The sequence below is a fragment of the Burkholderia sp. BCC0405 genome, assembly GCF_902833075.1.
Lineage (GTDB): Bacteria > Pseudomonadota > Gammaproteobacteria > Burkholderiales > Burkholderiaceae > Burkholderia.
In genome coordinates this window covers 214,446-234,609 of the sequence record NZ_CADFEO010000008.1, presented here as the reverse complement: position 1 = coordinate 234,609, position 20,164 = coordinate 214,446, and the positions used below count along the sequence as shown (strand labels likewise).

The 20,164-nt window shown below is 69.1% G+C and carries 17 protein-coding genes; 10 read left to right on the top strand and 7 right to left on the bottom strand.

Translation table 11 applies throughout. The features are described from left to right. Positions 1-48: 48 nt before the first annotated feature. The 6 genes from HWX36_RS16035 to HWX36_RS16010 all read left to right on the top strand — a co-directional run bounded on the left by HWX36_RS16035 (position 49) and on the right by HWX36_RS16010 (position 7,122). Positions 49-1,212 carry a zinc-binding dehydrogenase gene (locus tag HWX36_RS16035; protein WP_175953021.1) on the top strand — a complete coding sequence of 388 codons (1,164 nt, stop codon included), beginning with the start codon at positions 49-51 and terminating at the stop codon, positions 1,210-1,212. A gap of 102 nt (positions 1,213-1,314) precedes the next feature. Next, positions 1,315-2,553, top strand: a complete 1,239-nt coding sequence (locus HWX36_RS16030) for a CoA transferase (RefSeq protein WP_175953020.1) — start codon at positions 1,315-1,317, stop codon at positions 2,551-2,553. Then, a complete protein-coding gene (locus HWX36_RS16025) occupies positions 2,550-3,413 on the top strand; it encodes a CoA ester lyase (RefSeq protein WP_175953019.1) in 864 nt (287 codons plus the stop codon). The genes HWX36_RS16030 and HWX36_RS16025 overlap by 4 nt, the downstream gene beginning before the upstream one ends. Next, the gene (locus HWX36_RS16020; RefSeq protein ID WP_175953018.1) at positions 3,410-4,897 is read left to right on the top strand and encodes an MmgE/PrpD family protein; all 1,488 of its coding nucleotides are present in this window, start codon (positions 3,410-3,412) and stop codon (positions 4,895-4,897) included. Before HWX36_RS16025 ends, HWX36_RS16020 begins: the two co-directional genes overlap by 4 nt. After that, a complete protein-coding gene (locus tag HWX36_RS16015; protein ID WP_175953017.1) occupies positions 4,894-5,913 on the top strand; it encodes a cyclase family protein in 1,020 nt (339 codons plus the stop codon). Before HWX36_RS16020 ends, HWX36_RS16015 begins: the two co-directional genes overlap by 4 nt. Positions 5,914-6,183: 270 nt before the next feature. Continuing rightward, positions 6,184-7,122, top strand: coding sequence for a LysR family transcriptional regulator (locus tag HWX36_RS16010; RefSeq protein WP_175953016.1), 939 nt, complete (start codon positions 6,184-6,186; stop codon positions 7,120-7,122). Positions 7,123-7,155: 33 nt separating this feature from the next. On the opposite strand, the gene HWX36_RS16005 is transcribed toward HWX36_RS16010, so the two are convergent. From HWX36_RS16005 to HWX36_RS15995, 3 genes are all read right to left on the bottom strand, one after another. Continuing rightward, positions 7,156-8,646 carry an MmgE/PrpD family protein gene (locus HWX36_RS16005; protein WP_175953015.1) on the bottom strand — a complete coding sequence of 497 codons (1,491 nt, stop codon included), beginning with the start codon at positions 8,644-8,646 and terminating at the stop codon, positions 7,156-7,158. Positions 8,647-8,693: 47 nt separating this feature from the next. After that, positions 8,694-9,776: a porin gene (locus HWX36_RS16000; RefSeq protein ID WP_175953014.1), complete on the bottom strand. Its 1,083-nt coding sequence runs from the start codon at positions 9,774-9,776 to the stop codon at positions 8,694-8,696. 200 nt (positions 9,777-9,976) lie between these two features. Next, the gene (locus HWX36_RS15995) at positions 9,977-10,867 is read right to left on the bottom strand and encodes a CoA ester lyase (protein WP_175953013.1); all 891 of its coding nucleotides are present in this window, start codon (positions 10,865-10,867) and stop codon (positions 9,977-9,979) included. Between the two features lie 233 nt (positions 10,868-11,100). Here HWX36_RS15995 and HWX36_RS15990 point away from each other — a divergent pair, with 233 nt between their 5' ends. The 4 genes from HWX36_RS15990 to HWX36_RS15975 all read left to right on the top strand — a co-directional run bounded on the left by HWX36_RS15990 (position 11,101) and on the right by HWX36_RS15975 (position 15,808). Beyond that, the gene (locus tag HWX36_RS15990; protein WP_175953012.1) at positions 11,101-11,865 is read left to right on the top strand and encodes an IclR family transcriptional regulator; all 765 of its coding nucleotides are present in this window, start codon (positions 11,101-11,103) and stop codon (positions 11,863-11,865) included. 59 nt (positions 11,866-11,924) lie between these two features. After that, a complete protein-coding gene (locus HWX36_RS15985; protein ID WP_175953011.1) occupies positions 11,925-13,205 on the top strand; it encodes a CoA transferase in 1,281 nt (426 codons plus the stop codon). Positions 13,206-13,261: 56 nt separating this feature from the next. Further along, the gene (locus HWX36_RS15980; RefSeq protein ID WP_175953010.1) at positions 13,262-14,281 is read left to right on the top strand and encodes a cyclase family protein; all 1,020 of its coding nucleotides are present in this window, start codon (positions 13,262-13,264) and stop codon (positions 14,279-14,281) included. A 75-nt stretch (positions 14,282-14,356) separates the two neighbouring features. Further along, complete coding sequence (locus tag HWX36_RS15975; RefSeq protein WP_175953009.1) at positions 14,357-15,808, top strand: MFS transporter; 1,452 nt, start codon at positions 14,357-14,359, stop codon at positions 15,806-15,808. Between the two features lie 22 nt (positions 15,809-15,830). Here the strand turns inward: HWX36_RS15975 and HWX36_RS15970 are convergent, their stop codons facing one another. The 4 genes from HWX36_RS15970 to iolD all read right to left on the bottom strand — a co-directional run bounded on the left by HWX36_RS15970 (position 15,831) and on the right by iolD (position 20,126). Continuing rightward, entirely contained in the window at positions 15,831-16,325 is a 495-nt protein-coding gene (locus tag HWX36_RS15970) for a heme-degrading domain-containing protein (protein WP_175953008.1), read from the bottom strand. 82 nt (positions 16,326-16,407) lie between these two features. Then, entirely contained in the window at positions 16,408-17,223 is an 816-nt protein-coding gene (gene iolB, locus HWX36_RS15965) for a 5-deoxy-glucuronate isomerase (protein WP_175953007.1), read from the bottom strand. 28 nt (positions 17,224-17,251) lie between these two features. After that, on the bottom strand, positions 17,252-18,181 hold the full coding sequence (iolE, locus tag HWX36_RS15960) for a myo-inosose-2 dehydratase (RefSeq protein ID WP_175953006.1): 930 nt from the start codon (positions 18,179-18,181) through the stop codon (positions 17,252-17,254). Between the two features lie 61 nt (positions 18,182-18,242). Continuing rightward, positions 18,243-20,126, bottom strand: coding sequence for a 3D-(3,5/4)-trihydroxycyclohexane-1,2-dione acylhydrolase (decyclizing) (iolD, locus tag HWX36_RS15955; RefSeq protein ID WP_175953005.1), 1,884 nt, complete (start codon positions 20,124-20,126; stop codon positions 18,243-18,245). Between the last annotated feature and the right edge of the window lie 38 nt (positions 20,127-20,164).

The following is a 20,164-nucleotide window of genomic DNA, read 5'->3' as shown; positions in this document are numbered from 1 at the left end:
TCGTTCGGCGCGCTTTTGCACACATCAATCGTTTACCGAGGAATGGCGATGATCAAGACCGATGCATGGGTTCTCTACGCGGGACCGGAACCGACCCGGCAGCAGCCGCCCGTTGCGGGCGAGCTGCGCCGTGAAACCTTCGAATTTTCCAGTCTCGAAGCCGATGAGGTGCTCGTCGAGCCGCTGTACGGATCGTGGGAAGCGAACCTTGACCATGCGCTGTCGCGCAATCCGGTCGATATCTGTCGCCAGCGCCGCGAGGACAAGATCGTGCTGGGCAACGGCGCGCTGGTGCGCGTCCTGGAGCGCGGCAGCGCGGCCAATGCGCTGAAGGACGGCGAGATCTGCATGGTGATGCCGTTCGGCAAGCGTGACGAATACGGGTTCGCCGAACTCGTCTACGCGTACGACGCGCCGGGCACGATCGGCGTGATGGCGCAGCGCACCAAGATGCGCGCCGACAACCTGGTGCCGGTGCCGACCGACAGCCGCCACTCGCTGCTGCAATGGGCGACCTACGGCCGCTACTTCACCGCATGGGACAACTGGAAGGTCGCGTCGGCGTGCTGGCGTTCGCAATTGCCCGACGTCGATCCGGCCGACAACCTGGTGTTCGGCTGGGGCGGCGGCACGACGCTGGCCGAGCTGCAGCTCGCGAAGCGCGAAGGCTTTCGCGTCGCGATGACCGCGAGCAACGATCGCCGCCTCGAGGAGCTCGCGAAGCTCGGCATCACGCCGGTCGACCGCCGCAAGTTTCCGGATCTCGCGTATGACGAGGCGCGCTACCGGGCCGATCCGGAATACCAGGCACGCTACCGAGAGTCGGAGCGCGTATTCGCCGAGACGATCGCCGAGCTGAGCGGCGGCCGTGGCGTCGCGATCTTCCTCGACAATCTCGGGGGCGCGCTGTATCGCGCGACGATGCGCGTGACGGGCCGCACCGGCATCGTCGCGACGGTCGGCTGGAAAACCGGGATGCGCCTGTGGAACCTGCGCGCGACGGAGTGCATCAACCGCCGCCTGCACATCCATACGCACGCGTGGCGCTACGACGACAGCATCACGATTCGCGACTTCCAGGAGTCGACCGGCTGGATCGGCCAGGAACCGACCGAAATCTTCGATTTCGACGACGTGCCGAAGCTGGCGTCCGATTACCTGAACGGGAAGATCGAGACGTATTTCCCGATCTATCGGATCAACGCGGTCTAAGCCGCGGGGCGCGCGCCGTGCCTGCATCGTCGCACGATGATTAGTCATGCAGACGATGGCGGCGCACGGCGCGCCGTGCAATCTGACTCGCAGGAGAACGCCATGGCCTTTGTGGAAACCGGGGAGGTCGACGCCGGCACGGCGTCGGACAGCTCCAGCCGCGCGCCGCTCGGCGGCATTCGCGTGATCGACGCCGCGACGCTGTTCGCCGGCCCTCTCGCGGCGACGATGCTCGCCGATTACGGCGCCGACGTGATCAAGGTGGAACATCCGACGGGCGATCCGGCGCGCAAGTACGGTGCGCGCCGCGACGACGTGCCGTTGTGGTGGAAGGTGGTCGCGCGCAACAAGCGGGCGGTCACGCTGAATCTCGGCGCATCCGACGGCCAGCGGATCTTTCGCGAGCTGGCGGCGCAGGCCGACGTGGTGGTCGAGAATTTCCGGCCCGGCACGCTGGAGCGCTGGGGGCTCGGCTACGACGTGCTGTCCGCGATCAATCCGCGGCTCGTGCTCGTTCGGGTGACCGGCTTCGGCCAGTTCGGCCCGTATGCGCGCCGCCCCGGTTTCGGCACGCTCGCGGAGGCGATGAGCGGGCTGGCGGCGGCCACCGGCGAGGCGGGCGGGCCGCCGCTGCTTCCGTCGTTTCCGTTGGCGGACACGGTGGCGGGGCTGACCGCCGCATTCGCGATCATGACGGCGCTGAAGGCGCGCGATCGTACCGGGCGCGGGCAGGTGGTCGATCTCGCGATCATCGAGACGATGCTCGCGGCGATGGGCGCGCAGATCGCGAGCTACGACCAGACGGGGCGCGTGCCCGAGCGCACCGGCAACCGCTCGCCGAACAATTCGCCGCGCGGCGTGTATCGGACCTCGGACGGCAAGTGGGTCGCGCTGTCGACGTCGGCGCACAGCATCGCGGAGCGCGTGATGCGGCTCGTCGGCCGCGCCGACCTGATCGACCTGCCATGGTTCGCGAACGGCGTCGAGCGCGCGAAGCATGCGGACGAGCTGGACGCGGCGGTGGGCGGCTGGATCGGGCAGCGCACGCGCGCCGAGGTGATCGACGCATTCGAACGCGCGGAGGCGGCCATCGCGCCGATCTACGACGTGTCCGACGTGCTGGACGATCCGCAGTATGCGGCGCTCGGCTCGGTCGTTTCGGTGCCCGACGCCGAACTCGGCGCGTTCCGCACGCACAACGTGCCGTTCCGGCTGTCCGACACCCCCGGCGCGATCCGCTGGGGCGGGCCGTCGCGCGGCGCGCACAACGATGAAGTATTCGGCGCATTGGGACTGGAACCGCAGGACCTTGCCGACTTGACCGAACGAGGTGTGATTTGAAACAGAGCGCAACCTGCCGCAGTTACCTGTACGTGCCTGCGCACAAGACGCAGGTGGTCGAGAAGGCCTATGCGAGCGAGGCCGACGCGATCGTGCTGGATCTCGAGGACGCCGTGCCGGCGAGCCACAAGGTCGACGCCCGCAAGGCCGCCGCCGCGATTCTCGCGGGCGGCCCGCCGAAGCCGACCTACGTGCGCGTCAACCCGATCGGGAGTCCGTGGTGCCGCGACGACGTCGAGGCGATCGCACTACCCGCGCTGCAAGCGCTGCGTCTGCCGAAGTGCGATCTTCCCGCGCATGTCCAGGAAGTCGCGGGCTGGCTCGACGCGCTCGGCAGCGAAGCGGGGATCCAGATCCTGATCGAATCGGCGTATGGCGTGGAGACGGCCTTCCAGCTCGCGACCGCGTCGCCCCGGCTGGAACGGATCGGGCTCGGCGAAAGCGACCTGCGCGCCGACCTGCGGATCGGCGTCGACAACTTCACGCTCGAAGTGTGTCGCGCGCGCTGCGTGGTGGTGTCGCGCGCGGCGGGGCTGAACGGGCCGATTCAAACGGTCTATCACACGCTGGGCGATCTCGAGGGCCTGAAGGAGTCGACGTTGCGCGCGAAATCGATGGGGTTCGTCGGCCGCTTCGCGATTCATCCGTCGCAGGTGCCGGTCATCAACGCGGTATTCACGCCGTCGGACGAAGACATCCGCGCGGCCGAGCGCGTGCTGGAGGCGGTCGACGCGGCGGACGGCGAATCGTCGGTGTTCGTGCTGCCCGACGGCCGCGTCGTGGCGCCGCCGCTGATCGCGAACGCGCGTGTGACGCTCGCGCTGGCCGCCCATCTCCGGCGCGACGGAGTCCCGGCATGAGTACGCCCGACACGCTTTCCGCACCGGCCGCTGTCGCCAGGCCGGCGAGCCCGGACGGCATCATCGGCGCGCTCGGCCGCTTCGCGGCGGCGGCGCGCGCCGACGGGCTCGAGCGCACGCTGCGCGTCGAGGCGGCCGCCCGCGTGCTCGACCTGATCGGCAACAGCCTGATCGCGCACGACGAACCCGTCGCGCAGTCCGTGCTGCAGGTCGCGCGGCGCTGGGCCGGTCACGGCCCGGCGAGCGTGATCGGCGCGCCCGACCGGCTGCCGGCCGCGAGCGCCGCGTTCGTCAACGGCACGCTTGCGCATGCGATGGATTTCGACGATTCGCACATGCTGTCGGTGCTGCATCCGAGCGCGTCGGTGATTCCGGCCGCGCTGGCCGCCGCACAGGCGAGCGGTGCATCGGGCGCGGCGTTGCTCGATGCGATCACGGTCGGCACCGAGATCTGCATCCGGCTCGGCGTGGCCGCCTACAACCCGCAGATCGGCAATTCGGTGTTCTTCGAGCGCGGCCAGCATGCGACGTCGATCTGCGGGACGGTCGGCGCGGCCGCGGCCGCGGCGATGCTGCTCGGGCTCGACGCCGCGCAAATCGCCGCCGCGCTCGGGATCGCCGCGAGCATGGGCGCGGGCCTGCTCGAAGCGAATCGCACCGGTGGCTCCGTGAAGCGGGTCCACTGCGGCTGGGCCGCGCATGCGGGCGTGAGCGCGGCGGAACTGGCGGGCGCGGGCGTGACCGCGCCGCCGACCGCGCTCGAAGGCCGCTTCGGCTTCTTCCGCGCGTGGTGCGGCGAGCTGGCCGACGCCGACGCGGTGCTGCGCGAACTCGGGCACGACTGGGAGACGAGCCGGATCATCTTCAAGCCGTATCCGTGCAACCACTTCACGCATCCGGGCATCGACGCGGCATTGCAGTTGAAGGCGCAGGGCGTGACGGCCGACGACGTGGTGTCCGCCGAACTGCGGGTCGCGGCGTCGACGCTGCGCACGATCGGCGAGCCCGCCGCGCTGAAGGCCAGCCCGCCGGACGGCTATGCGGCGGCGTTCTCGGGACCGTACACCGTTGCGGCCGCGCTGCTCGGCGGCGGCGGGCTCGGCGTCTGGTTCGACGATTTCGACGACAAGCTCGTGCACGATCCCGCGCGCCGTGCGCTGGCCGCGAAGGTGCGCTGCGTGGCCGATCCGTGGTGCGACGCGCGGTTCCCGCATTTCCTGCCTGCCGTGCTGCGGGTGGAACTGCGCGACGGGCAGGTGCGCGAGGCGCGAGTGGAGTCGAGCAAGGGCACCAATTCGCGGCCGCTGACCGAACGGGAGCTGGTCGCGAAGTTCGTGCTCGCGGCGAGTTCGACGATCGGCTTGCCGCACGCGCTCGAACTGCGCGACGCGGTGCAGGCGCTCGCCGACGACGCGCCGCTCGACGCGCTGGCGGCGTTGACGTCCGGCGCGCATTCGAACCTGAAAGGAGGAGACCCATCTTGAGCACACCACGCTGGAACAAGCGCCCGCCCGGCTCGAACTGGGGCGATTTCGGTCCGGACGACCAGAAGGGACGGTTGAACTGGCTGACCCCGGACAACGTGCGGCAGGGCGTCGCCGAGGTGCGCGAAGGCCTGTCGTTCTCGTTGAGCCTGCCGCTCGACGTGCCGCGTGGCGGCGGGCTGAACGCGCGCCGCCGGCCGCCGGCGGTCATGCCGGCGCTGCTGGGCGGCAAGCCGTACTTCGGCTATCGCGCGGACGAACAGGTTGCGAACGCAACCGACGTGGTCTGCGACGATTCCTTCTGCATGCATTCGCAGTTCTCGACGCAATGGGACGGTCTCGCGCATGTCGGCGGCGTATTCGATGCGGATGGCGACGGCGTGCCCGAAATCGTGTTCTACAACGGCTTCCGGATGGGCGAGCATCTGCGGGTGCCGCAGGAAGGCGACGCCACCGGCGGCGCGCGCGCACTCGGCATCGAGGTGATGGCGCGAACCGGCGTGCAGGGGCGCGGCGTGCTGATCGATCTGCGGCATCACTTCGGCGATGCCCGCACGAAAATCGGCTACGCGCAACTGATGCGCGTGATGGAGGAGGACGACGTGCGCGTCGAGCAGGGCGACATCGTCTGCATTCACACCGGTTTCGCCGACCTGCTGCTGAACGACGAGAGCGGGTCGCCCGCGACCGTTGCGAGCGCATGCGTGCTGGACAGCAGCGACGCCCGCCTGCTGCAGTGGATCGACGAGTCGCGGCTTGCCGCGCTCGTGGCCGACAACCATGCGATCGAGGAGCGGCCGCAGCATGCGCAGCCGCTCGCGCAGCCGGGCGCGCTGATGCCGCTGCACGAGCTGTGCCTGTTCAAGCTCGGCATCCACCTCGGCGAGCTATGGCATCTGACGCCGCTCGCGAACTGGTTGCGTGCGCATCGGCGAAACCGGTTCCTGCTGACCGCGCCCCCGCTGCATATCCGGGGCCTGGTCGGTGCGCCGGTGAATCCGGTCGCGACGGTCTGATGCGCGGGTGGGCAGCGGCCCGTGCGCGATTGCCGGCGCAAACCGTTTCCACTCGTCGATTCGCGGTTCCGATTGACTCGTTTTTCAGAAAAATTCCAGGGAAACGAGTCATTTAAATAAAAAATCGAATCAATGGCGGCGGGTATATAAAAAATATTGAAACGTCAAGGTTGGACTATTCTCGTTTATTGCACTAAATATCAGGGGATTTCCCCATTGCGATAATCGTGAGCCGGGGGCGATTAACCCGTTTAGTGGATGGTCACAATCATGAATCTACGTTCGATCGACCTGAACCTGCTGGTCATACTCGATGCGCTGCTGACCGAGAAACAGGTGACGCGGGCCGGCCTGAAGGTCGGCCTGACGCAGCCGGCCGTCAGCAATGCGCTGTCGCGGCTGCGGTATCTGTTCAACGACGAGATCCTCGCGCGCGGCGCGATCGGGATGGAGTTGACCCCGCGCGCCCAGGCACTGATCTCGCCGGTGCGGCAAATCATGCAACAAATCGAGGAATTATTTGAATCGGATTATCAATTCCAGCCTTTTACGTCGGAACGTCATTTCACGGTCAGAATGTCGGATCTGACCGAATTGCTTTTGCTGCCCGCATTGCTGCGGCGCATGCGCACGGCGGCGCCGAATATCAGCCTGGACGTCGTGCATCCGAGCGCGGCCAAGACGGCCGAAGCGCTCGAAGCGGGGCGGCTCGACATGGCGATCAGCGCGGGCCTCGAGCATTCCGGCACGCTGTCGTCGGAAACCGTATTTCACGACCGGCTGGTCTGCGTGCTGAGCCGCAACCATCCCGACGCGGACAAGCCGCTGACGCTTGAGCGGTTCCTCGCGCTCGACTTCCTCAACGTATCGATCAATCCGGTCGACCACAGCCTGATCGACAACCTGCTCGCGAACATGCACTGCAAGCGCCGCATCGTGCTCAACGTGCCGCACTGGCTCGTCGTGCCGAACATGCTCGATGCGCTGCCGTACGCGGCGATCATGTCGGAGCGGCACGCGCTGAGCCTCGGCGATCCGCGTCTCGTGATCCGCGAACTGCCGCTCGCGATGGAGCCGGTCGCGTGGTCGCTGTACTGGCATCGCCGGTACGATGCGAGCAACGCGCACGGCTGGATGCGTCGCACGATCATCGCGGTTGCCGAGTCTCTCGCGGACGACGTCGCGGCGCACGCATGCAGCGTCGGCTGAGTGGGATGTCGCGTGGCGCCGATCGTGCACGGGTCAGCCCACGACGAACAGCGGCGGCAGCGTCGTGACGTCGGGCTGTTCATCGAGCCGCCACAGGTAATCGAGTGCGGCGCGCATGCGTGCCGCGCTCCAGCGCTGCCGGCAATTCCTCGTGAACTTCGCTTCGTAGTCGTCGCGCTGCATCGGTTGCGTCGGCGAACCCGGCAGATCGTCCACCTGCTTCGCATGAATCGCGCCGTCGTCGCACACGGCCGTCACGCGATTCGGCGCATGCGCGGGATAGCGGGCGGTCAGCGCCGGATCCGCGCTGACCGTGATTTTGCCGATCAGCGTGCGCAATGCCGGGTCGCGCAGCGCGGCGCTCGCATAGCTTCGGGTCGTGATGTCGCCGTCGAGCATCGCCCGGGCGACGATGTAAGGCAGGCTGTGATCGGCGGTTTCGTGGGTGGACGGCGCCCACTTCTCCGGATCGCGGCCGGCCGTCACGTAGCCGACTTCGGTCGTGTGGATCTCGATGCGGCGGATGCGCCGCAGGTCGCCGACCTGCGCGGCGACCGCGAGCGCGGCCGGAATCGCCGTTTGCGTGAGCCCTTGCGCCGGATAGAACTTCACAAAGCATTTGCCGACCCTGAACGTGCCGCCGCGCCCGCCGAATTCGCCCGTATCGAGCGTAAACGGCCCGGACACCTGCTCGAAGAACCCGGCCGTCCCTTCGAAGATCGGTGCGGGACCGGTGAGGCCGGCGCGGGCGAGTTCGGTCGAAAATACCGCGTTGCGCGCCGCGTCCGCGTCGGCGAGCGCCTTCCAGTTGGACAGTTGCTGCACCCGTGTCTGGTTCAGCGCGAGATGGCTGTTGAGCGACAGGTTCACCGCCTGCACGAGTTGCGGCGCGGGCAGGCGCATCAGCTTGCCCGCGGCGAGCGCGACGGCGGGCAGGCTGTAGCAGGTGTGGTCCCAGCCGCGCGGGCTGATGGCGGCGGCGTCCATCAGCCGGCACGCGATTTCGTACGCGATCGCAATCGACAGGATCAGGTCGCGGCCGGCGGCGTGCTGCGCTTCGGCCACCGCGAGACACGCGGCGACGTTGTCGCTCGGATGGCCGGTCTCCTTGCCGGCATACGCGTCGTTGAAATCGAAGTAGCGCAGCGCCGTGCCGGTCGCGAATGCGGCGAGTGCGGGGCTCGTGCGCCGGTGCGTCCCGATCACGGTCGCGACGCCGCCGGGCGTTGCGAGCGCCGCGTTGCGCGCGATGCGCACGGGCGGCTCGTCGTGCGCGGCGATCGCGCAGCCGAGTGCGTCGATCAGGTGCGCCTTGATCGTTTCGACGGTCGCGGCGTCGAGGTCGCGATACTGCAGCCCGGCTGCGTAGTCGGCGAGTTGCCGCGCGAGTTCGGGCCGGTCGGTGTCGTGCATGTCGGCACGGCCGGCGACGCTTGCGGCGGGCGACGCGTCGGCGCGGGCGCGCATGGCGGGCAGCGTCAACGCGGCGCCGGTCAGGGCGGAAAGGAAATGGCGGCGGTTCATGGCGATGGACTCCGAAGGTTTCAGGTGCGGGGAGAAGGGGGGCGATGTCAGAACGCCTTGCGCAGGCCGAGCGCGACGCCCGCGCTGCCCGAGCGATCGGCGGCGAGCGAGTAGTGCAGAAAGTTGTAGTTGTCGTTGTCGAAGTCGAGCGCGGCGCGATGCGCGTAGCCGCCCGCCAGGTACAGCGTCACCGTCTTGGACACGAAGTAGTTCAACTGCAGCGTGATCTGCTGCGGACTGGCGGGACGCGACGCGGGCGTTGGTGCATGGGCAGGATTCTGCGCCCGGATGTTTTCGTAATAGACCGCGCCGATCACCTGCAGGAAATCGGTGACGGCGTAGCGGACGCCGGCCCACCAGAACGTGAAATTCGTCACGACCGACGGCGCGGCGATGTCGCTGCGCGCGTGCTCGACACCGGCCAGCAGTTGCGCGCGGCCGAGCGGCACGAGTGCGGAAGCGGCGTAGCGGCGAAAGTGCGCGAAGCCGCCGGGTTGCGGCGTGTGGACATCGTCGAACGCCGCGGCGAACGAGAACGCCCCGCCGGCATAGTCGAAGCCCGCGCCGTACGCGGCGTTCGACTGGAACGCGCCCGCCGTGCCGCCGAATGCGTAGTGCGTTTCGAGCGTCAGCGCGCCGAGCTTCGCCAGGTATTTGACGACGTTGTTCTCGCGATAGTTGATGCCGACGATCGCGCCGTCCGGCTCGTACAGCGTCGAATAGGCGCCCGTCGGCGAATAGCGCTCCATGATGTCGAACAGCGTCGTGTACTGGCGGCCGAGCCGCAGTGCGCCCCAGCGATCGTGCTGCAGCGCGACCCAGGCGGAGCGGTCGAAGCCACCCGAGCCGGCGCCGGTGCCGTTGGTCAGGTTGATGCTGCTCTCGACGCGCAGCGCGGCCTGCCAGCCGTCGCCGAGATCCTCGACGCCCTTCAGGCCCCAGCGCGAACCGCTCTTGCCGCCCGAGGCCATCCGCCCGAGCGACGCCGACGATTTGCCGTCCGGCGCGGCCTGGCCGGTGAGAAATTCGGTGTAGACGTCGGCGACGCCGTACAGCGTGAGGCTGGTCTGCGCGCAGGCGCCGGCCGATACGAGGCCCAGTCCGCACAATGCGGACATTCGCTTGCCCATGGGGCTGTCTCCTTGTTTTGGGTTGTTGTTCGCGATGTGCGCCGCGCGGGTCGAGGGGCGCGGCGCTGGCCCGCTATCCGGGGCGGAAGGCGAACGGGGCGTGCCGTGCCGGGCCGCTCGCCCGCGTCGTGCGGCGCGCGCGGGCGACGCCCGGCAGCGGGATCGGAGGATGGGGTGGGCGCATCGTCGGGTCGCGCGGGTCAGCGCGCGCGGGCTCGCACGGCCGCGTCGCGCGCGAGCACGCGCGCCGCTTGCGCGACGCCGGCGGCGTCGACCATCCGGCCGTCGACGCGCAGCGCGCCGCGACCGTTGGCGCGAGCGTCGTCGTATGCGGCGAGTACGGCGCGCGCGCTGCGCACCGCGTCGTCGTCGGGCCGGAACGCGCGGTTCAGCGCATCGACCTGCAGCGGATGGATGCAGGTGGCGCCCGCATAGCCGAGCGCCGCGGACGCGTGGGCGATGCGCTCGAACGCCTCGAGGTCGCGCAACTCGTCGAGACCGTCGATCAGGCCGAGCGGCAGGATGCCGGCCGCTCGCGCGGCGATGATCAGCAACTGCTTCGGCACGCGCAGCACGTCGGCGCCGGTGCCGCTTTCGCAGTTCAGCGCGAAGTCGCCGCCGCCGAGCATCATCGCGACGACGCGCGGCGATGCGCGCGCGATCCGGTCCATCGCCTGGAACGCGCGCGGCGTTTCGATGATCGCGACGATGCGCGTGCTGCCGGGCGCGGCGCCGGCTTCATCCTCGAGCGTGGCCAGCAGTTCGTCGATCGCCTCGACATGCGAGCCGCCGCGCACCTTCGGCAGCACGACGCCGTGCACGCCGGCCCGCACGGCCGCGCGCAGGTCGGGCACCAGCAGGTCGAGCGGGCCGTTGGCGCGGACCAGCACGTCGCGGCCGGCGGCGCGCAGCATCGGCACGGCGTCGGCGAGGCCGGCGCGGGCGTCGGGCTTGCAGGCGAACGGGACGCTGTCCTCGAGGTCGAGGATCAGCGCATCGGCCGTGCTGGCCGCGGCCTTCGCGACGAAGCGGGCGACGTGGGCGGGGACGTAGAGAAGCGAGCGCCAGACCGGTTGGGAAGAGGAATTCATCGTTGTTCTCGAAAAATGAAAGCTACTTTCATTTTTGTGATCGATTGGGGTATTCGTCAAGATTATCGTTAACGCCTATATTTGCGAGCAATTGAAAGAAGATGAACGCATGAGGTCATGCGAATTCATGTTGATGTCATCGTCTTCATGCGTATAATGAAAGTGACTTTCATTGTTTTGATGACCCTGGGCGATGCGGGTTGCGTCGTCGCCTGGCACGGTACGAGGCGGACATGAGCAAGGTGGAGACGAACAATCAGGCAGAAGGCGGCGTGGCCGCGGTCAATCGCGCGCTGACCGCGCTGCTCGCCTTCGCGGGCGCGCCTGGCGGGCTGATGCTCGCGCAGGTCAGCGATGCGACCGGGCTCAACATGAGCACGCTGTTGCGGATGTTCGAATCCCTCGAACAGTTCCGCTTCATCAAGCGCCTGCCCGACGGGCGCTACGTGCTGGGGCCGGCCGTCTTCCAGCTCGGCGTGATGTATCGCGAATCGTTCCAGCTGCGCGAGCACGTGATGCCGATCCTGTCGACGCTGTCGGCGCAGACCGGCGAAACCGCCGCGTTCTACGTGCGCGAGGGCGACCAGCGCGTCTGCCTGTTCCGCATCCAGGCACAGCGCTCGGTGCGCACGCATCTGCGCGAAGGCGACCGTTTTCCGCTCGACGCCGGCGCGGCGGGGCGCGTGCTGCTCGCGTTTTCCGGCACGCGCGGCGGCGAGTACGAGAAGACGGCCGAGCAGGGCTATGCCGTGTCGATTGCCGAGCGCGATCCGGAGAGCGCGGCGATCGCGTGCCCGGCGTTCGGCGTCGGCCGCGTGCTGAGCGGGGCGATCTCGCTCGGCGTGCCGCGCTATCGCTTCAACAAGAAAGTGCTGGCCGATTACCTGCCGTACGTGCAGGCCGCCGCTGCCGAGCTGACGCACGCGCTCGGCGGCGATCTGCACGCGGCGAGCGCGCCGTTCCCGGCGGCCGACCAGCTTGGCGCGCTGCTCGAATAGCGCAGGCGCGCGGCGCGCGCGTCGCTGATTCACCGACCCATACCAACCAGGAGACAGTCATGTCCGTACCCGACACGCAGGCCGCCCGCGCGGCCGGCGCGCATCGTCGCGCGTCCACCGGCCCGATCCGTCCGAAATCGTTCGACGCAGGCGCGCTCGGACCGCTGTCCGGCGTGCGCGTGGTCGACCTGTCGCGCCTGATGGCCGGCAACATGCTGAGCGTGCAGCTCGCCGACTTCGGCGCGGACGTCGTGAAGGTCGAAAGCGAGCGCGGCGATACGCTGCGCGCGGTCGGCGCGGGCGGAATCAGCACGAACTGGAAGGTGTACGGACGCAACAAGCGCAGCGTGTGCGTCGATCTGCGCACGCCGGAGGGCGTCGACATCGTGCGCCGGCTGGTGCGCGACGCGGATGTGTTCGTCGAGAGCTTCAAGCCGGGCGTCGCGGAGCGGATGGGGCTCGGCCCCGACGACCTGCTCGCGATCCGGCCGGAACTGGTGATCGCGCGGATCTCCGGCTGGGGGCAAACCGGCCCGTATCGCCACAAGCCGGGCTTCGGCACGCTCGCCGAAGGCTATGCGGGCTTCGCGGCGATCAACGGCTTCGCCGATCGCGAACCGGTGCTGCCGCCGATGTTTCTTGCCGACATGACGGCCGGGATGTCCGGTGCGCTCGCCGTGCTGGTCGCGCTGCATGCGCGCGGGTCGCAGCGTGCGGCGGGGCAGGTGATCGACGTGTCGCTGTTCGAGCCGCTGCTGTCGATCCTCGGGCCGGCCGCGGCGAACTACGTGATGACGGGCGAGATCAAGCCGCGCACCGGCAGCCGCTCGACCAACACCGCGCCGCGCAACGCGTATCGCACCCGCGACGGCAAATGGCTGTGCCTGTCGAGTTCGACGCAGGCGATGGCCGAACGGTTGTTCCGCGCGATCGGTCGCGCGGACCTGATCGACGATCCGCGCTATGCCACCAACGTGCTGCGCGTGCGGCATGCGGAAGCGCTCGATGCGATCGTCGGCGAATTCATCGGCGCACGCGATCTCGACGCCAATCTCGCGTTCTTCGAGGAAGCGGGCGTGACGGCCGGGCCGATCCAGGACATCGCGCAGATCGTCGCGGATCGCTACGTGATCGAACGCGAGGCGCTGGTCGAACTGCCCGACGACGATGTCGGCAGCCTGCCGATGCACAACGTCACGCCGCGGCTGTCGGGTACGCCCGGCGCGTTCCGCCGGCCCGCGCCCGCGCTCGGAGAACACAACCGCGAGATCCTGCAGCCGCTGCTCGGCGAGCACGAGTACGCGCGGCTCGCCGCGTTGGGCGTGATCCGTTCGCGGTAGGCGGCCCGCGTACCGACCAATACCGGATGCACCGGACATTGCATGGAGGAGACACCATGAATCCGCGTTGGACCCATCGGCCGCCGGGCTCGAACTGGGGCGATTTCGGCCCGGACGACCAGAAAGGGCGCCTGAACTGGCTGACCCCCGACGCCGTGTTGCGCGGCGTCGCGGAAGTGCGCGAAGGCCGCGTCTTTTCGCTGAGCCTGCCGCTCGACGTGCCGCGCGGCGGCGGATTGAACGCGCGGCGGCGCCCGCCGGCGATCATGCCGGCGCTGATGGGCGACACGCCGTACTTCGGCTATCGCGCGGACGAACAGGTTGCAAACGCAACCGATGTCGTGTGCGACGACGCATTCTGCGTGCATTCGCAGTTCTCGACGCAATGGGACGCGCTGTCGCACGTCGGTTCGCTGTTCGATCCGGCGGGCGATGGAGAAAAGACGCGCGTGTTCTACAACGGCTACCGGATGGACGAGCATATCCGCGTGCCGCAGGCCGGTGCGCCGGAAGGTGGCGCGCAGGCGCTCGGCATCGAGGTGATGGCGCGCACGGGCGTGCAGGGGCGCGGCGTGATGGTCGACCTGCGGCGTCACTTCGGCGACGCGCGGCGCAAGGTCGGTTTCGATGACTGGATGGCGGTGCTGCGCGCGGATGACGTGAGCGTCGAGCGCGGCGATATCGTGTGCGTGCACACCGGTTTCGCCGACCGGCTGCTGGAAGCGGCCGCGCGCGGCGAGACCGGAGCACCGCATGCCTGCTGTGTGCTGGACGGCGCCGACGAGCGCCTGCTGAACTGGATCGACGCGTCGGGGCTCGCGGCGCTCGCGGCCGACAACCACGCGGTCGAGGAGCGCCCGCGCGATGCGCAGCCGTTCGCGCAGCCGGGTGCGCTGATGCCGCTGCACGAGCTGTGCCTGTTCAAGCTCGGCATCCATCTCGGCGAACTGTGGCACCTGACGCCGCTCGCGGGCTGGCTGCATGGGCATCGCCGCAGCCGCTTCCTGCTGACCGCGCCGCCGCTGCATTTGCGCGGGCTCGTCGGCTCGCCGGTCAATCCGGTCGCCACCGTGTGATTGCCCGCCGCGCGGCCCGTGCCGCGCCATGACCGCCGTCCCGCGCGCCGCGCGGGCGACTACCGAGGACACGCCATGTCTGACTCCCTTGCGGCATCGCTCGCCGCGCGCATCGATCGCCTGCCGGCGACAGCCGGTATCTGGAAGCTCGTGCTGTTCCTGAGCATCGGCGGCTTTTTCGAGGTCTACGACCTGTTCCAGATGACCTATCTGCCGCCGGGGCTGATTCGCGACGGCATCTTTCACACCGGCGCACGCGGCGTGCTCGGCATGTCGGACCAGGGCGCGCTCGGCGCGGCGACGTTCATCGGGCTGTTCATCGGCGAAATGTTCGTGTCGCGTCTGGCGGATCGATACGGGCGCCGCGCGCTGTTTACCGGTGCGCTGCTGCTCTATACCGCGGCGAGTCTGATGATGTGCGTGCAGTCGAGCGCGCTCGGCGTGCTCGTGTGCCGCTTTGTCGCGGGCTGCGGCGTCGGCGCGGAGTTGATTACGATCGGCGCGTTCCTGACCGAGCTGGTGCCGAAGGCGGTACGTGGCCGGGCATTCGCCGTCTGCTTCGCCGTCGGCTACCTGGCCATGCCGGTGCTTGCGCTGGTGTCGTGGCTCTGGGTGCCGCGCGATCCGCTCGGCTGGTCCGGGTGGCGTTGGGTCGTGCTGCTCGGCGGAAGCGGCGCGGTGGTCGTCTGGTGGCTGCAGTCGCGCTTGCCGGAGTCGCCGCGCTGGCTGGTCGGCGCGGGCCGGGCGGCCGAAGCCGAGCGCATCGTGCAGCAACTCGAACGCATGGTGGAGCGCGAATCCGGTCGGCCGCTGCCCGCGGTCCGATTACCGGCTGCCGCCGTGCCGCCCGCGCGGCACGCACCGTCGATGTGGGGGGCGCGATACCGCGGCCGCACCGCGATGCTGATTGCGTTCAACGGGTTTTTGAGCATCGGCTTCTTCGGCTTCAGCCAATGGCTGCCGACGCTGCTGGCCGCTCAGGGCGCAACCGTCGCGAAGAGTCTCGGCTATGCGTTCGTGATCGCGTTCGCGTATCCGGTGTCGCCGCTCGTCGCCGGCCTGGTCGCGGACCGGATCGAGCGCAAGTGGCTGATCGTTGCGTCCGCGTTCGGCGTCGCGCTGTTCGGCAGCGCGTTCGCGATGTCCGCGCAAGCGTCGTTCGTGATTGCGTTCGGCCTGCTTGTCACGCTGTCGAGCACGGTGCTCGCGAGCAACGGCACCGCGTACCAGTCGGAACTGTTTCCGACCGCGATCCGCGGGCGCGCGCTCGGTTTCGTGCATTCGATCGGCCGCCTGACCGGGGCGGTCAGCAGTTTCATCGTCGCGCTGCTGCTCGAGCGGGCGGGCGTGTCGGCGGTGTTCGCGTTGATCGGCGGCAGCATGCTGATCGTGATGCTGTCGATCGGTGCGTTCGGGCCGCGCACCAACAACCGGTCGCTCGACGATATCCCGGACGAGGCGGCCGACGCCGCCGTGGCGAAACGGCCGGCGCGCACGCTCGACGCGCTGCCGACGCGCCGTTCGTGACGGCGTGACGGCGCAACGGCTGCTACGTGCTCATCGCCAGCGCGTTCGCGCCGACGTGCCACCGCAGACACTCGACGACGAGCGCATGATCGCGCGCGTCGTCGAGACCCGCGATCGTCATCGCGCCGACGATGCCGCTTCCGGCGAGCCGCAACGGCACGCCGCCGCCGTCGAGCGCATAGTCGTCGTCCGACAGCCCCTGCGACTGCAGCGACCAGCCGGCGCGGCGAAAGCGCTCGCCGACCGCGAGCGAACTCAGGCCGAAGCGCAATACCGTGTTCTGCCGCCTACGGATCGCGTCGCTGTCGCCGGCGTCGCTGCCGTCGAGCGCGCAGTAGAACAGCGGCGCCTGCTCGCCGACGATGCTCACCGCGATCGGCAGCCCGCGGCGCGCGGCAAGGTTGACTGCAATTTCACCGATCCGGCGCGCGATGGCCGCATCGAAGCGCGGCAGCGCCGGGTTCGACGCGTCGTCGTCGAAGGGATGGGGTTCGAGGCGAAAGAGGGTCGTCACCATGGCGGCTCCGTGGCGTCGCCGGCTCTGGGTGCGCGTGCCGGACGTCGCATCGTCACGGGCCGCGCGCGGGCCCGTCTTTCCATCAGCGCTTCGGTGCGTCGAGCATCCACTCGTGCGCGGGATCGTTCTTGAACGCCCACGCGCGGCTCGGCCCGGCCATCACGTTCAGGTAGTACAGGTTGTAGCCGTGCGGCGCGACGACCGGATGGTAGCCGCGCGGCACCATCACGACGTCGTGGTCTTCCACCGCGCATGCTTCGTCGAGGCTGCGGTCGTCCGTATACACCCGCTGGAACGCGAAACCCTGCGGCGGATCGATCCGGTGGTAATAGGTTTCCTCGAGCGACGTCTCGTCGGGCGCCGCGTCGCGGTCGTGCTTGTGCGGCGGATAGCTGCTCGAATGGCTGGCCGGCGTGACGACCTCGACCACGAGCAGCCGGTCGGCCGCCGGGTTGTCGCCCATCAGGATGTCGCATACGTAGCGCGTATTGGTGCCTTGCCCGCGTACCGAGCGGCGCATCCGCTCGCCGTCGAGGCGCTGCACGGGCTTGTCGCCGCTCGCATACGGCGCGGTGCACAGCGCGATTTCCGCATCGCGCGTCGCGACCAGCGTGACCGTCTTGCCGCCCGGCACGTACAGCGCGTCCGGCGACACGTCCTCGAATACGCTGTCGCGCTTGCCGAGCGCGTCGTAGGTCGTGCCGTCGACCTCCGCGCGCACCGTGCCGGTGAGCACGACGACGCACAGCTCGCGCGCGCCGGTGTCGAGCGTTTCGGTGTCGCCGGCCTTCAGGCGCAGCGCACGAAAGCCGACATGTTTCCAGCCGGCGGACTCGGGCGTGACGTTGCAGATTTCGCGGTCGGCAGAGGCTTTGACCAGCAGGGGAGAAATCGTCATGGGGTGGGGCTCCGCAATAGGGTAGGGCTCACGCGCTCAACCGGTCGACGATCGCGCGCAGCGATTCGTAGCCTTTCTTCGCATACGCATAGCTCGGCGCCACGGCCGGATCCTGCTCGGCCTCGACGACGAGCCAGCCTTCGTAGCCGGCGTCCTTCAGCGTGCGCAGCGTCGCCTCGTAGTCGAGCGCGCCGTCGCCCGGCACCGTGAAGGTGCCGTTGATCACGCCGTTCAGGAAGCTCCAGCCGTCGTTGCGCGCCTGCGTGACGACCTGCGGCCGCACGTCCTTGCAATGCACGTGAACGACGCGCGACACATGTTTCCTCAGCAGCGTCACCGGGTCGGCCGCGCCGCCGAAATACGCGTGGCCGGTATCGAACAGCAGGAACACCTTCGCCGGGTCGGTCAGCGCCATCAGCCGGTCGACGTCGTCGGGCGACTCGACGTACGCGCCCATGTGGTGATGGTAGGCGAGCTTGATGCCGTACGCGTCGAGCAGGTGCGCGCCGAACGCGTCGAGGCGTGCCGCGTAGCGCCGCCAGGCTTCGTCGTCGACGAAGCGCGGCCGCTTCGCGACCGGCGTGTCGATGTTGCCCTGGATCGTGCCCGCGCATTCGCCGTAGACCACCACCTTCACGGCGTTGTACTGCAGCTTCGTCATGTGCGCGCGGCAGCGCTCGATTTCCGCGGCGACCGCCTCCGCGTCGCTCATGCCCGGCCCGACCTCGGCGAGGAAGCCCGAATACCAGCCGGACACGCACACGAGCCCGAACTCGGCGAGCTTCGCCTTCAGCTCGGGGCCCGTCTTCGGGAACTTGTTGCCGAGCTCGAAGCCCGCGTAGCCGATTTCGGCGCCTTCCTTCAGCGCCGTTTCGAGCGGCGTCTCGCCGCCGAGCGACGGCAGGTCGTCGTTCATCCACGACAGGGGATTGATACCGATGCGGACGTTCCAGCTCATGACGTGCTTCCTTGGTTCGAATGGGTTTGTCGCGGGGAGGGGTGGTGGGCAGTGCGCGCGATCAGCGCCGCTGCCGGGTCTTCGCATCGAGATACGCGCGGTGCGCCGCGTCGACGCCTGCGCGCGCCGACACCTGCGGCAGCGCGACTTCCCACCATGCGCCGCCGTCGTCGGTCGTGCGCCGGTGCGTGGTGTCGATCACGAGCACCTGGCTCTTCTTCGCCGCGCGGGCGCGCTTCATCTCGCTGCGCAGCTCGCCGATGTCGCGCACGTGCACGGCTTCGGCGCCCATCGCGCGCGCATGCATCGCGAAATCGATCGTCGAGCGCTCGCCGCCTTCCGGCACGCAGTCGTCGAGCATGTTGTTGAAGCTCGCGCCGCCGCAATTCAGCTGCAGCCGCTCGATGCAGCCGTAGCCGCGGTTGTCGAGGATCACGACGATCAGCTTGCGGCCGAGCATCACGGACGTCGCGAGTTCCGCGTTGAGCATCATGTACGAGCCGTCGCCGACGATCACGATCACTTCGCGCTCGGGCCGCGCAAGCTTCGCGCCGAGGCCGCCCGCGACCTCGTAGCCCATGCACGAGTACGCATAGTCCATGTGGTAGTTGCCCGGCACGCCGCTGCGCCACAGCTTGTGCAGCTCGGCGGGCAGCGTGCCGGCCGCGCACACGACGAGGTCGTCGCGCGCGCTGTCGCGGCCCGCGTCCGCGGCGGAGTCGCGCACCGCGCCGATCACTTCCGCGTCATACGGGAGCGTGTCTGTCGGCACGCGCGTCGTCAGCTCGGTCACGCGCGCCTGCCATGCGGCGGCCTGGTCGCGGTTGCTTGCGGTCCAGGCCGGATCGGCGCGCCAGCCGGCCAGTGCGGCCGACAGCTGGCCGAGGCCCGTGCGCGCATCGGCCACCAGTTGATGGCTGCGTTTCTTGCCCGCGTCGAACGGCTGCACGTTCAGGCTCAAGAGCGTCGCGTTGCCATAGAGCGCGTGCGAGCCGGTCGTGAAGTCCTGCAGCCGCGTGCCGACCGCGAACACCACGTCGGCCTGCGCGGCCGCGCGGTTCGCGGCGGGCGAGCCCGTCACGCCGATCGAGCCGAGATTCAGCGGATGGTCCCACGCGAGGCTGCCCTTGCCGGCCTGCGATTCGGCGACCGGCACGCCATGCGTATCGGCGAACGCGCGTAGCGCATCCCATGCCTGGCTGTACAGCACGCCGCCGCCCGCGACGATCAGCGGCTTGTTCGCGGCCTTCAGCACGTCGAGCGCATCGGCGAGTTCGAGCGCGTCGGCCGGCGGCCGGCGCATCCGGATCACCGGCGGCGCGAAGAAATCCTCGGGCCAGTCGTACGCGAAGGTCTGCACGTCCTGCGGCAGCGCGAGGCACACCGGGCCGCACTGCGCGGGGTCGGTCATCACCTGGATCGCGCGCGGCAGCGCGACGAGCAACTGCTCGGGCGACGTGATCCGGTCGAAGTAGCGCGTCACCGGCCGGAAGCAGTCGTTCGCGCTGACGTCGCCCTGTTCGAAATCCTCGACCTGCTGCAGCACGGGGTCGGGCAGCCGCGACACGAACGCGTCGCCGGGCAGCAGCAGCAGCGGCAGCCGGCCGACATGCGCGAGCGCGGCCGACGTCAGCATGTTGGTCGCGCCGGGGCCGATGCTCGACGTCGCGGCCATCATCCGCTGGCGGAAATGCGCTTTCGCGAACGCGACGGCCGCATTGGCCATCCCTTGCTCGTTGTGGGCGCGGAAGGTCGGCAGGCGGTCGCGTTCCGCGTGCAGCGCCTCGCCGAGCCCAGCCACGTTGCCATGGCCGAAGATCGCGAACACGCCGCCGCAGTACGGCAGGATTTCGGTGCGGCCGTCGGGCTGGACGACTTCGGCGCGCAGGGCGGCCAGGTAGCGCACGAGCGCCTGGCTGACGGTCAGTCTTACGGTAGAGGTCATGTCGGTCGGTGAAGAGGGATCGGGTGGATCGTCGCGGG